Annotated in this window: 13 protein-coding genes; 9 read left to right on the top strand and 4 right to left on the bottom strand. The window is 69.8% G+C overall.

All coding sequences use genetic code 11. The annotated features are described in order from the left end of the window. Positions 1-82: 82 nt before the first annotated feature. The 8 genes from Drose_RS13930 (at position 83) to amaB (ending at position 9,315) form a co-directional block, all read left to right on the top strand. Positions 83-589 carry a gamma-glutamylcyclotransferase family protein gene (locus Drose_RS13930; protein ID WP_260728610.1) on the top strand — a complete coding sequence of 169 codons (507 nt, stop codon included), beginning with the start codon at positions 83-85 and terminating at the stop codon, positions 587-589. A 6-nt stretch (positions 590-595) separates the two neighbouring features. Continuing rightward, a complete protein-coding gene (locus tag Drose_RS13935) occupies positions 596-1,612 on the top strand; it encodes an oligopeptide/dipeptide ABC transporter ATP-binding protein (protein ID WP_260728611.1) in 1,017 nt (338 codons plus the stop codon). Then, a complete protein-coding gene (locus Drose_RS13940) occupies positions 1,609-2,646 on the top strand; it encodes an ABC transporter ATP-binding protein (RefSeq protein ID WP_260728612.1) in 1,038 nt (345 codons plus the stop codon). The genes Drose_RS13935 and Drose_RS13940 overlap by 4 nt, the downstream gene beginning before the upstream one ends. After that, positions 2,643-4,085, top strand: a complete 1,443-nt coding sequence (locus tag Drose_RS13945; RefSeq protein WP_260728613.1) for a M20/M25/M40 family metallo-hydrolase — start codon at positions 2,643-2,645, stop codon at positions 4,083-4,085. Before Drose_RS13940 ends, Drose_RS13945 begins: the two co-directional genes overlap by 4 nt. Positions 4,086-4,094: 9 nt before the next feature. After that, positions 4,095-5,030: a LysR family transcriptional regulator gene (locus tag Drose_RS13950; protein ID WP_260728614.1), complete on the top strand. Its 936-nt coding sequence runs from the start codon at positions 4,095-4,097 to the stop codon at positions 5,028-5,030. A gap of 179 nt (positions 5,031-5,209) precedes the next feature. Next, the gene (locus tag Drose_RS13955) at positions 5,210-6,325 is read left to right on the top strand and encodes a Glu/Leu/Phe/Val family dehydrogenase (RefSeq protein ID WP_260728615.1); all 1,116 of its coding nucleotides are present in this window, start codon (positions 5,210-5,212) and stop codon (positions 6,323-6,325) included. Beyond that, positions 6,322-7,722, top strand: coding sequence for a 2-oxoadipate dioxygenase/decarboxylase (gene hglS, locus Drose_RS13960; protein ID WP_260728616.1), 1,401 nt, complete (start codon positions 6,322-6,324; stop codon positions 7,720-7,722). The genes Drose_RS13955 and hglS overlap by 4 nt, the downstream gene beginning before the upstream one ends. Positions 7,723-7,773: 51 nt before the next feature. Then, positions 7,774-9,315 carry an L-piperidine-6-carboxylate dehydrogenase gene (amaB, locus tag Drose_RS13965; protein ID WP_260728617.1) on the top strand — a complete coding sequence of 514 codons (1,542 nt, stop codon included), beginning with the start codon at positions 7,774-7,776 and terminating at the stop codon, positions 9,313-9,315. A 75-nt stretch (positions 9,316-9,390) separates the two neighbouring features. Here the strand turns inward: amaB and Drose_RS13970 are convergent, their stop codons facing one another. The 4 genes from Drose_RS13970 to Drose_RS13985 all read right to left on the bottom strand — a co-directional run bounded on the left by Drose_RS13970 (position 9,391) and on the right by Drose_RS13985 (position 11,314). Next, a complete protein-coding gene (locus Drose_RS13970) occupies positions 9,391-10,200 on the bottom strand; it encodes an alpha/beta fold hydrolase (protein WP_260728618.1) in 810 nt (269 codons plus the stop codon). A 106-nt stretch (positions 10,201-10,306) separates the two neighbouring features. Beyond that, positions 10,307-10,633: a DUF1048 domain-containing protein gene (locus tag Drose_RS13975; RefSeq protein ID WP_260728619.1), complete on the bottom strand. Its 327-nt coding sequence runs from the start codon at positions 10,631-10,633 to the stop codon at positions 10,307-10,309. A 1-nt stretch (position 10,634) separates the two neighbouring features. Then, positions 10,635-10,991 carry a DUF1048 domain-containing protein gene (locus tag Drose_RS13980; RefSeq protein ID WP_260728620.1) on the bottom strand — a complete coding sequence of 119 codons (357 nt, stop codon included), beginning with the start codon at positions 10,989-10,991 and terminating at the stop codon, positions 10,635-10,637. Then, complete coding sequence (locus tag Drose_RS13985; protein WP_260728621.1) at positions 10,988-11,314, bottom strand: PadR family transcriptional regulator; 327 nt, start codon at positions 11,312-11,314, stop codon at positions 10,988-10,990. Before Drose_RS13985 ends, Drose_RS13980 begins: the two co-directional genes overlap by 4 nt. Before the next feature lie 188 nt (positions 11,315-11,502). Here Drose_RS13985 and Drose_RS13990 point away from each other — a divergent pair, with 188 nt between their 5' ends. After that, on the top strand, positions 11,503-12,153 hold the full coding sequence (locus Drose_RS13990) for a VOC family protein (protein WP_260728622.1): 651 nt from the start codon (positions 11,503-11,505) through the stop codon (positions 12,151-12,153). The last annotated feature ends 35 nt before the right edge of the window (positions 12,154-12,188 follow it).

A 12,188-nucleotide genomic window follows, 5' to 3' on the forward strand; every position in this document is an offset into this window, starting at 1 on the left:
GCGTGCGAGGCCGGTGCCACGGCCCGCACGCGGCCACCGCGACAACGGTGCCTGGAGGAAAACGGTGCCTGGAGGAACTGACGTGTCCGACGACCCAGCTCTCGGGATCTCACCCGAGACGCACTACTTCGCCTACGGAACCCTGCTCGGGCTCGCGGCGATGCGGGGCTACGCCCCGAGCGCGACCCGTGACGCGGTCGCGCAGCTTGCCCATCACCGCCTCGTCTTCGAGCGGTACTCGAACGAGGCGCCCGAGTACGGCGGTTGCTCGCTCGAACGGCGTCCGGGCGAGGTCGTGAACGGCGCGATCTACCGGATCTCGGCCGCCGACTTCGAGTCCCTCGATGTCGCCGTCCGCCGGGCGCAGGGCTGGTTCGACCGGATCCCCGTCACACTCGTGACCACCGAGGGCGTCGTCGTCACAGCGTCGACGTACCTCATCCCCAACTCGCTCGAACGGTTCGCGCCGTCGGACGACTACGTGCGCGACATCCTGCCCGGCGCCCGCGAGCTGGGCCTGCCCGAGTGCTACGTGGACCGCCTCGCCAGCATCATCGCGGAACACCAAGCCCTCCGAGCCGAGGGCTGACCGGCGGTGGGCCAGGGAACGACACCACTGCTCCGGGTCGAGGACCTGTCGGTGACCTTCGCGTCGCGAGGGCGCCGGGGCACGGCCGTGCAGGCGGTCCGTGACGTCACGTTCGAGGTCGAGAGTGGGACGACCCTGGCCCTCGTCGGTGAGTCAGGGTGTGGCAAGACCACCGTCGCGCGTACCATCGTCGGGCTCAACCGCCGGGCCACCGGCTCCGTCGTCTTCGACGGGACGGAACTGGTGGACCTGTCCGCGCGCGAGTGGCGTTCGATCCGTCCGCGTATTCAGATGGTCTTCCAGGACCCGTACTCCAGCCTCAACCCACGCTGGACAATTCGCCGACTCGTCGCCGAGCCGCTGCTCCGGTTCGGCCGGGGCCGTGGCCTCGGGGAGACGGAGGACGAGCTCCTCGGCGAGGTCGGCCTCGCCCCGGCCCTCAAGGCACGTCGTCCGCGGGACCTGTCCGGCGGGCAGCGTCAGCGCGTCGGCATCGCGCGAGCCCTAGCGGCCTCCCCCGAGCTGCTCGTGTGCGACGAGCCCGTGTCGGCGCTCGACGTCTCGGTGCAGGCCCAGGTGCTCAACCTGCTCGATCGGCTGCGCGCCGACCACAACCTCACCTGTGTCTACATCTCGCACAACCTCGCGACCGTCCGCTGGCTCGCCGACCGGGTGGCCGTCATGTATGCCGGTCGCCTCGTCGAGCTCGGATCGGTTGAGCGGGTCTTCGCGGAACCACGGCACCCGTACACCGTGGCCCTGCTGTCCGCGACGCTGACCTCCGACCCGCACGCACAGGCGGCGCGGCGTCCGATCGTCCCGACGGGCGACCCGCCGAGCCCGCAGGAGCTGAGGGAGAACAAGGGTTGCCTCTTCCGGAGTCGCTGCTGGCTCTACGAACAGCTCGGCAGACCGGACCGTTGCGAACAGGAGTCCCCGCCACAGGTGCGTGCGCCGCGCCAGGCGGCCTGTCACTTCCCGCTCCACGAGCCGGGACACGCTGAGAAGGAGGTCCCAGCGTGACAGATGAGCCGCTGTTGCGCGTCGAGGGACTGAACGTCGAAATCACCGAGGCGCGGGTCCGGGTGGTCCGTGGGGTCGGCTACACCGTCGACCGGGGCGAGACCCTGACCATCGTCGGGGAGTCGGGCTCCGGCAAGAGCATGAGTGTGCTGTCGCTGCTGGGCCTGCTGCCGGCGAGCCTGCGCCCCAACGTCAGCGGAAGCGCCCGTTTCGAGGGTGTCGAGCTTGTCGGCGCGAGCGAGTCGGTGCTGCGCCGGCTGCGCGGGCGCCGGATCGGGGTGGTCTTCCAGGACGCGCTGGCGAGTCTCGACCCCGTCATGCGCATCGGCGATCAGATCGGCGAGGCGGTGTCCGCACACCGAACCGTCACCCGCCGCGCTGCCCAGACGCGCAGCACAGAACTGCTCGAGAGGGTGGGGATCGCCGGCCCGGAGCGGGTCATGAGGGCCTACCCACACGAGCTCTCCGGCGGGATGCGCCAGCGTGTGCTGATCGCGATGGCGCTCGCCGGTGGCCCTGACCTGCTCATCGCTGACGAGCCCACGACCGCCCTGGACGCCACGATCCAGTTGCAGGTGGTGGGACTGCTGCGGCAGTTGCAGCAGGACCTCGGGACGTCGCTCGTCCTCATCACCCACGACCTCGGTCTCGTCGCGGCAATGGGTGACCGGACCTTGGTGATGTATGCCGGGACGGGTGTGGAGCAGGGCCGAACGGCAGACCTGCTGACCGAGCCCCGGCATCCGTACACGCATGGCCTGCTCGCCTCGATGCTCGACCCCTTCCGCTGGCCCGACCGGCCACCGACGCCGATCGTCGGGGCTCCGCCCGACCTGACCGGCCCGCTACCGGCCTGTCCCTTCGCGCCCCGCTGTCCCCGGGCGACCTCGACATGCGAACAGACGCCGCCTCCGCTCGTCCCGGCCGGCCGGGAGGTCGGGTGGTGGCACCGCTGCCACTTCCCGATGCTCGACGGCGGGCCGGAGCCCACGCCAGCGTCACCGGCACCACACCACCACCAAGGAGCACCATGACGACCCCCGCGCGCGAGCAGGACCGGCAGAACCAGCAGCCCGACGCCTTCCCGGATCAGGGCGCGGAGCGAGCATGGTTCGTCCGGACGCTGAGCGACTGGATCGCGATCCCGTCGATCTCGGGCTCGGACGAGCACCGCGCCGCCGTCGAGGAGAGCGCCGCATGGTTCGCCGAGCGGCTGCGCGAGACCGGCTTCCCGACCGTCGAGGTGGTACGTTCCGGTGCGGGCAGCCCCGCGGTGCTCGCGGAATGGCCCGGCCCTCCCGGGGCGTTGCGGGTGCTCGTCTACGGTCACCACGACGTCCAGCCGACCGGTGACCCCGCCGAGTGGCGCACCGAGCCCTTCCGGGCCGAGGAGGCGGGCGACCGTGTCCTCGGCCGAGGCGCTGTCGACGACAAGGGACAGATGCTCTTCCACCTGCTGGCGGCGCGGGCCCACGTGGCGTCCCGTGCGGAGCGGGCCCCCGGCATCCACCTGATGCTGCTCGCCGAGGGCGAGGAGGAGATCGGGTCGCCCACCCTCGGGAGTCTGCTCGCCGAGCACGCCGAACTGCTGCGTCCGGACCTCATCGTCATCAGCGACACCGGGATCTGGTCGCCCGATCACCCCACGGTCTGTCTCGGCATGCGCGGACTGCTCCGCGCGACCGTCACGGTCCGAGGGGGCAGCGCGGACGTCCACGCCGGATCCTTTGGCGGAACAGTGCACAACCCTGCGGTCGAGCTGACCCGGGTCCTCGCCGCGCTGCACGACGACGAGGGACGGGTGGCCATCCCCGGCTTCTACGACGCGGTCGTCGAGCCGACCGCGCGGGAGCGGGAGAGGTACGCCGGTCTGCCCTTCGACGAGGCCCGCTGGCTCGGACCGGCGGCTCGGGCCGGCGTGTTCGGCGAGGCCGGCTACAGCACCCTTGAGCGAGCGTGGATCCGGCCGACCGCCGAGGTCAACGCCATCCGCGCCGGCGACCTCAACGGCTCGGCGCGCACCATCATCCCCCAGGCTGCGGAAGCACACGTCTCCTTCCGGCTCGTCGGTGACCAGTCACCGGCGGTCGTGGCGGATCAGTTCCGGGACTTTCTGACCACGGCGTTCCGCCCCGGCGTCGGCTGGGAACTCGACGTGGACCTCCCCGGAGTCCCGCCCTGCGGTGTCCCCGACGGCCACTGGGCCCTTGAGGAACTCGTTGCCGCGATGACCGAGGAGTTCGGTCGGGAGCCGGGCTACACCCGGGACGGCGGTTCAGGTCCCGGCGCGACACTGCAGTCGGTCCTCGGCTGTCCGGTGATCTTCGTGGGCATGGGACAGTCCTCCGACGGCGCCCACGGGCCCAACGAAGGCGTCACCGTCGGGCTGATGCTGACCGCCGCCCGGGTGACGGTCGGCCTGTGGGATCGGCTGGCCCAGGTGCGCCCGGAGCCGATGCGCCGGCGGGAGTGAGCCGAACCCATGCTCAATCCCGTCCACCTGCGTACGTTGACGACGGTTGTCAGGACCGGATCGTTCGCGGACGCCGCACGGCAGCTCGGGTACAGCGGATCGGCCGTCTCCCAGCAGGTCGCAGCCCTGGAGCGAGCTGTCCGGATGCCGCTGTTCGAGCGGGATGCGCACAGTGTCCGCCCCACGTCCGCGGGCGAGTTCATCGCCGAGCGGGCCAGGGACGTGCTCGCCGCGCTCAGCGCACTCGAAGACGACATCCGGGGCATGGCCGAGGGTTCCATCGGGCGGCTCCGGTTGGGCAGCTTCCCCACGGCCAGCGAGAACCTCCTGCCCCTGGTGCTGGCAACGTACGCCGGCGAGCACCCGCAGTTGGAGATCATGCTCGACGAGGGCGAACCGGACCAGCTTGTCCCGCTGCTGCAAGCGGCTGAGCTGGACCTGGCCCTGGTCTATCGGTACAGCCTGGTCCCGCAGCACTGGCCGAAGACACTGAAGGCCGTCAACCTGCTCGACGAGGAGCTACTGCTGCTCCTGGCCAAGGACCACCACCTCGCGGACGCGAGCGGCATCGTGCTCGCCGACCTCAAGGCGGAGACGTGGATTTCGACCTGTGAAGGCACCGCGGGGGCGTCGTGCCTGCGGCGGATCTGCGCCGGCGCGGGCTTCGCCCCCCGGATCGGCTACCGGAGCAACGACTATGACGTGATCGCGAACTTTGTCAAATCCGGGCTCGGCATCGCTCTCGTGCCCGTGCTCGGCCACGTGCCGGACGACGAGGTCTTCGCCGTGCGCATCGAGGACGTGCAGGTACGCCGCCAGGTGGTCGTGGCACTGCGGTCCACCAAGGCCAACCCGGCGGTGGCCGGTGTCGTGTCGGCGCTCCAGGCGTCGGCCCGCACCCTGGCCGGACGACGGCCCGGAATCTCCGCCGCCGTCACACGGTGACCAGCGCAAGTACCTCTTATGCCACGGCAACCGGTCGCCGGGCTGACCGGCTGGCCAAGCATGGACTCGCCGGGAATGCTGAAGGACGCAACGTTCGATCCGCACGAGAATTCTGGATAACCGTGAGTGAAGACGCCTTCTCCCTGATGGATGAGTGGGGCCCCGAAAAAATCGTGTGCGTGTCCGACCGCAAGACGGGAATGCGCGGAGTGCTCGTCATCGACAACTCCGCGTTGGGCATGGGCAAGGGCGGCACGCGGATGAGCCCCACACTCACCGTGCGCGAGGTCGCCCGGTTGGCGCGGACCATGACCTGGAAATGGGCCGCCGTGGATCTTTTCCACGGCGGTGCCAAGGCCGGGATTCTCGGTGACCCGACCTCGCCGGACAAGGAGGGAATCCTGCGGGCATTCGCCCGGGCCTTGGCCAATGAGGTCCCGAGGGAGTACGTTTTCGGCCTCGACATGGGACTGACCGAGCAGGACGCCGCGATATTCATCGACGAGCTCGGTGACCGTGGCGCGGCGGTCGGACTGCCGCGGCAGCTCGGCGGCCTGCCGTACGACCAGCTCGGGGTCACCGGCTACGGCGTTGCCGAGGCCACCGACGCGGCGGCGGCCACCCTCGGCCTCGACATCGCCGGTTCTCGGGTCGTCATTCAGGGCTTCGGCGCGGTGGGCCAGGCCGCGGCGGCACGGTTGACCCAGCTCGGGGCGATCGTGGTCGGCATCTCCACGGTCGCGGGCACCGTTGCCGACCCGAACGGGATCGACGTGGGCCGGCTGGCATCGCTGCGGGCACAGTCGGGCGACGACTGCGTGCTCGAATACGGCAACGCCCTCCCCGCCGACGCCGCCCTCGCTGTCGACACCGACATCCTGGTGCCCGCCGCGCGCGAAGACGTCATCGACGACACGGTCGCGCTGTCGACGACCGCGAAGCTCATCGTCGAAGGCGCGAACCTGCCGACCACGCCCACCGCGCGCGAGGTGCTGCACAAGCGAGGGATCGCGATCGTCCCGGACTTCATCGCCAACGCCGGCGGCATCGTGGCGGCCGCCCACTCCATGGATGCCCGGTACTCCCCGTTCACCGTGGATCCCGCCGACATCTTCGGCATGATCTCGACGAAGCTGCGGGCGAACGCGGTGGCCGTCCTGGAAGCCGCCGATCGAGACGGGTTGACTCCGCACGAGGCGGCGCACCAACTGGCGCGGGACCGTGTCCGGGTCGCGATGCGGCTGCGCGGCCAAGTTCCGTGCACGTCCAATGTCGAGGGAGTCCGAGCGTCATGATCGAATCGTGGAAGCTGCGGGCCCGTTTCGCCCGGCGTCTCGCCGCACTGTACGGGCAGGAGGTCCCGGCTTACCTCACCCTGGTCGATGTCTCGCAAGAGGTGAACGCCGAGGTGATCGAGCGGCTCGGCGCGGACGCCGAGCGGCTCGGCTCGATCGGCCGGGTCAGCGCGGAGCGGCACGGCGCCATCCGGGTCGGCACTCCGCAGGAACTCGGCCAGGTCGCGCGCGTGTTCGCCGCGTTCGGGATGCACCCGACCGGGTTCTACGATCTGCGCGACGCCGCTCCGCAGCCGGTACCGGTGGTGTCCACGGCGTTCCGGCCGATCGACCGTGACGAGCTCGCTCGCAACCCGTTCCGCGTCTTCACCTCGATGCTGGTGCCGCAGGACCGCCGGTTCTTCGACGCCGACCTCGAGCGGCGGCTGAGCGGTTTTCTGGCCCGCCGGCGGCTGTTCCCCGATGAACTGCTACAGCTCGCCGACCGCGCCGCGGCCGATGGTGGCCTGCCCGGAGAGCGGGCGGACCGGTTCCTGGACCTCGCGACCGGCTGCTTCGCGCTGTCGGCGGAGCCGGTCGACCGCGCGTGGTACGCCGAGCTCGAGCGCGTGTCGTCGGTCGCCGCCGACATCGGTGGCGTGACCTCGACGCACGTCAACCACCTGACGCCGCGGGTCCTCGACATCGACGAGCTGTACGCGCGGATGAGTTCCCGCGGCATCGAGATGATCAACGAGATCCAGGGCCCGCCCCGCTGGCGGGGACCGGATGTGCTGCTGCGCCAGACGTCGTTCCGGGCGCTCGCGGAACCGCGTCGCTTTCGTGAGCCCGACGGCTCGGTGACCACCGGCGAGCTGCGGGTGCGGTTCGGCGAGGTCGAGGCTCGGGGCATCGCACTGACGCCGCGTGGGCGCGATCTCTACGACCGGGTGACCGCCCGCGTCGACGAACTCGCGGCGCTCGACCCGGCGCGGCCTCGCCAGGAGGTCGCCGAGCAGGTGTGGGACAAGGAGTTCCCGGACTCGGAGGTCGAGCTCGCCCGCCGCGACCTCGCGTACTTCACCTACCGGGTCAACACCGACCGGCCCGGGGACGGCCGCGCCCCGACGGCGGACCTGGCCGACCTGATCGACAGGGGCTGGGTCGTCGCGGAGCCGATCGTCTACGAGGACTTCTTGCCGCGTTCGGCGGCGGGGATCTTCGCGTCCAACCTGACCGGCAAGGGCGACGTGCACTCCTCGCGAGACGTTGCGGTCCGCGACCTCGGCTGGATGTCGGACGTGATCGGACAGTGTGTCAACGTACCGGAGAGCATCTATGCCGCGCACCGCGCGGAGTCCCTGCGGCGGGTGCGCGACGAGCTGGGAATCGCCGGGGACATCTCGGTCTCGGCGTGAATCGTTCGACGCCCGCACCGCCACGGTCAAGACCAGTACAAGGAGACAGTCATGGCAGCACGACCGACCACGATTCCCCGTGCCGAGGAACTCGCCGCGCTCGCCCGTACCGCCGCACAGCGGTGCGGCGTGGACCTGGCGGCGATCGCCGGTGATGTGCGGACGCCGTCGCCCGTCAACGGCGAGGACCTGCACCCGGTCACCTGGGTGGACGCGAAGTCCGTCGATCTCGCCGTCGAGCGCGCCCAGGAGGCGTTCCTCGCATGGCGCACGGTGCCGGCACCGGTCCGCGGCGCCCTGGTCAAACGGTTCGGCGAGCTGCTGACCACGCACAAGAGTGACGTCGCCACGCTCATCAGCCTGGAGGTTGGCAAGATCACCTCGGAGGCGCTCGGTGAGGTTCAGGAGATGATCGACATCTGCGACTTCGCGGTCGGCCTCTCCCGGCAACTGTACGGCCGGACGATGACCTCCGAACGGTACAACCACCGACTCATGGAGACCTGGCACCCGCTCGGCGTCGTGGGTGTCATCAGCGCCTTCAACTTCCCTGCCGCTGTCTGGGCGTGGAACACGGCGATCGCCCTCGTCTGCGGCGACTCCGTCGTCTGGAAGCCGTCGGAGATCACCCCGCTCACCGCCGGCGCGTGCGCCGCCCTGCTCGATCGGGCCATGACCGAACTCGACACGCCCGCATATCTCAGCCAGGTGCTGATCGGCGGCGCGGACGCCGGGCAGGCGCTCGTCGGCCACCCGGGCGTGGCGCTGCTGAGCGCCACCGGTTCGACCCGCATGGGCCGCGCGGTCGGTCCCCGGGTCGCCGACCGGTTCGGTCGCGTCCTGCTCGAACTCGGGGGCAACAACGCGGCGATCGTCGCGCCCACGGCCGACCTCGACCTGACCACGCGCGGCATCGTCTTCTCGGCGGTGGGCACCGCGGGGCAGCGGTGCACGACGATGCGCCGGGTCATCGCACACACTTCCGTCGTCGACCAACTCGTCGAGAGGATCTCCGAGGCGTACCGCCGGCTGCCCATCGGCGTTCCGCTGGAGGCGGGGACGCTGGTCGGCCCGCTGATCAGCGGGACCGCGTACAGGAACATGCGTGACGCTCTGGAAGCCGCCGCCCAGCAGGGTGGCACGGTCCTGGTCGGCGGGGGACGCCGCTTGGAAGACCAGGCGCCCAACGCGTATTACGCCGAGCCGGCGATCGTGCGTGTCGACCGCCAAACCGCCGTCGTCCGCCAGGAGACGTTTGCGCCGATCTTGTACGTCATGCCGTACGAGAGCCTGGACGAGGCGATCGCGATGAACAACGCGGTCCCGCAGGGCCTGTCGTCGAGCATCTTCACCAACGACCAGCGGGAGGCTGAACGGTTCATGTCCGCCGACGGGTCCGACTGCGGGATCGTCAACATCAACATCGGCACGTCGGGCGCTGAGATCGGTGGCGCCTTCGGCGGCGAGAAGGAAACCGGCGGCGGCCGGGAGTCCGGCTCGGACGCCTGGAAGAACTACATGCGCCGAGCGACCAACACCGTCAACTACTCCGGCGAACTTTCCCTCGCACAGGGAGTCGACTTCACGATCTGATGGTTTCAGCGCTGGCGGGCGACTCCATGATCATGGAGTCGCCCGGCCCGGAACTCGTCGGACTCGTCGGCGCCCTCAGCGACCCGTACGGTCGAGGGTGGCCACCTCGCGTACGGCGTCGGCGACGGCGCGGAACTCCTTGCGCAGGATCGCACCGTGATTGCTGGAGACCTTCGCGCTGATGTGGATGTTCGGGTTGCGGGCGGTCACCGCGGGGAGGCTGGCGCGTATCCGTTCCTGCCCGTCACCCTTGCTGCCGAAGGACGCCCCGGAAGCAACGACGTACCGCGTCGGGACGGTGATGCGGTCCAGCACGGGGCCCAGCTCGCGCTCGCGGGCGAGCCTGCCGAGCTCGATGTTGGTGTTCGCCATCTCTTCGGCGCTCATCCGCGGGGTCAGCCCCGTCGGGCGCAGCAGCGGCATGAACCAGCCCATCCGCCGAAAGAGCTTCCGAATATGCCGCTCCATGGCCTCGTCGAGCCAGTCGTACGGCTGCGCGCCGTCGACGAGGACCGCGCCGATGGCACGGCGCGGGTTCCGGCTGGCCCAGTGCGCCGCGGCGAACGCTCCGTAGGACCAGCCCACCACGAGGGCACGGTCGACTCCCCGGGCCGCGAGAACACCATCGACATCCCGGACGACGGCCTCGAAGGAGTAGTCCGCCGACCGCTTCGACTTGCCGCGGGCACGCTCGTCGTAGGTGATGTGCCGCCACCGCGGCCCCAGGGCGGCGATGACTCGCCGCCAGTACCTCTGGTTGGCGAACTGGCCGTTGAGATAGACCACGGGAATACCGGGACCGCCGGTGTCGGTCACGGCCAGGGCCGTGTCGTCGACCGGTACCATGCCGGTCCAGGCCGGGTCCGCCGGCTTCGACGTTGTCATAGCGCGATCCTTCAATCCGATACTGATCCGGTACCGATCCGGGGCGATCGCCGGCACGATCGAGCGTCACCGACCTTCGGGCCGCCGGCATGATGACGACGGGGTGTTACTTCTGGTCCGTGCCGGGTTTCGCGCTGATGGATTCCTGGTAGACGTCCGCGTAGGTGCGCGAGTCCTTGATCAGGTCGTCGCAGAAGGCGGCGACGTCGTTGCCGATGAGTGCCAGAACTCCCTTGCCGGCCGCGACGCCTTCCTCGAAGAAGTCGACGATGCCGGGGAGCAGGCCCCCGCCGGCGAGGTCGACCGGTCCGACCTTGAACAGGTACTTCTGCATCTCCTTGTAGACGATCTGGTAGTCCGGCGGGAGTGCCTTGACCCGCGCCACGTGCGCCCGCCACTGCTTCTTGCCCTCGATGATGTCTTGGATGCCCATGTCAGCCTCCCAGCCGGCCCAGTTTCCTCGCGACGTTCCTGTTCAACTGCTCGCGCCATCGGTCGCGATAGGTCCGGGCCCCCTCTCCACCGGCCAACGCCGCGCAAAAGCCGGGGATGTCGTCGCCGAGCACCTCGTGGACGCTCTGCCCGTCCGCCGACGCTTGTTCGAGCAGCCCCAGTGCGGCGTCGACGATCGGCGTCAGGTTGCGGCCGGTGAAGCCCGCGTAGGGGAGGAGGTGGCTTTTGAGCTGTTCCCACGCCGCCTGGTAGTCGGCCGGCAACACCTCCGCCCGGGCTTCGAACGCCTTCCATTCCCTGGTGAGATCGCTGCCTGTGATGGTCTCCCAGAAGCTCATCTCCCGCCCTCCTTGAGCCTTTCGATGCGTGATGAGACGTACTGCCATTTCGCCCAGAACCTCGCGAGTTCCGTGCGCCCGGCGTCGTTGAGTGTGTAGAACTTGCGCGGCGGGCCCACCTCGGACGGTCGTTTCGTCACCTTGACGAGCCCGTTCCGCTCCAGCCGCAGCAAGATGGTGTATACCGTGCCCTCGATGACGTCGGCGAAGCCGAGCTCGTTCAGCCGGCGCGTGATGGCGTACCCGTAGGTCTCCTCGGCGCCGATGATTTCGAGCACGCAGCCTTCGAGCGTGCCCTTCAGCATCTCCGTCAGGTCGTCCATCGCGGCTCCTCTTCGTGTCCTCGGTACCTCGTGCCACCGAGTACCGCTATACCGTACCACCGAGTACCGCTAGTCGGTAGTACCGAGTACCGCATCGACGGCGGAGGTCCGCTGGACCCGCCGGCGGCCTGAACAAAGGCTCGGCCGGGGGAGGGTAATTCGCCCGGCACCAGAGTTAGCGTGGCGGGGTGAGCAGTGGACGCCGGCGGGGCCGGCCGCGGCACCCCGACGTGCTGACGCCCGCCGAGTGGCGGGTCGTGGATGCGGTACGGCACGGCATGGCCAACCGACAGATCGCCCGGCGCCGCGGCGTCAGCCTCGACGCGGTGAAGTTCCACATCGCCAACGCACTGGACAAGCTGGGCCTGGACGGCCGGGCCCAACTGCGGCGCTGGGCCGGGGTGCCGGCCGACAGTCACCTGCGCCCGCCATCGAGAGGAGGATCTCTAGTGGACGGTGAGCTGCACCTCGGCAGCATCGGTCAGATCTCACGCGTGGTGAGCGACATCCCGCGGGCGGTGGAGTGGTACGGCGGCGTGCTCGGCCTGCCGCACCTCTACACCTTCGGTGACCTGGCGTTCTTCGACTGCGCCGGCACCAGGCTCTTCCTCAGCCTGCCGGAGAGCGGCGGCGTCCCCAAGGACCAGGCGGTGCTGTACTTCCGGGTGCCCGACATCCACGCTGCTCACGATCATCTGACCGCCAAGGGCGTCAGCTTCGAGGGCGCGCCGCACATGATCCACCGCCATGAGTCCGGCACGGAGGAGTGGATGGCGTTCTTCACCGACCCGGACGGCGGCCTGCTCGCCATCATGTCCCAGTGCCCACCGGCCGCCTGACGCGTGATCTTCCCGGGCGGTCTCGGCCTCCCGGT

Origin of the sequence: Dactylosporangium roseum (assembly GCF_025264685.1) — a bacterium.
Classification (GTDB): domain Bacteria; phylum Actinomycetota; class Actinomycetes; order Mycobacteriales; family Micromonosporaceae; genus Dactylosporangium; species Dactylosporangium roseum.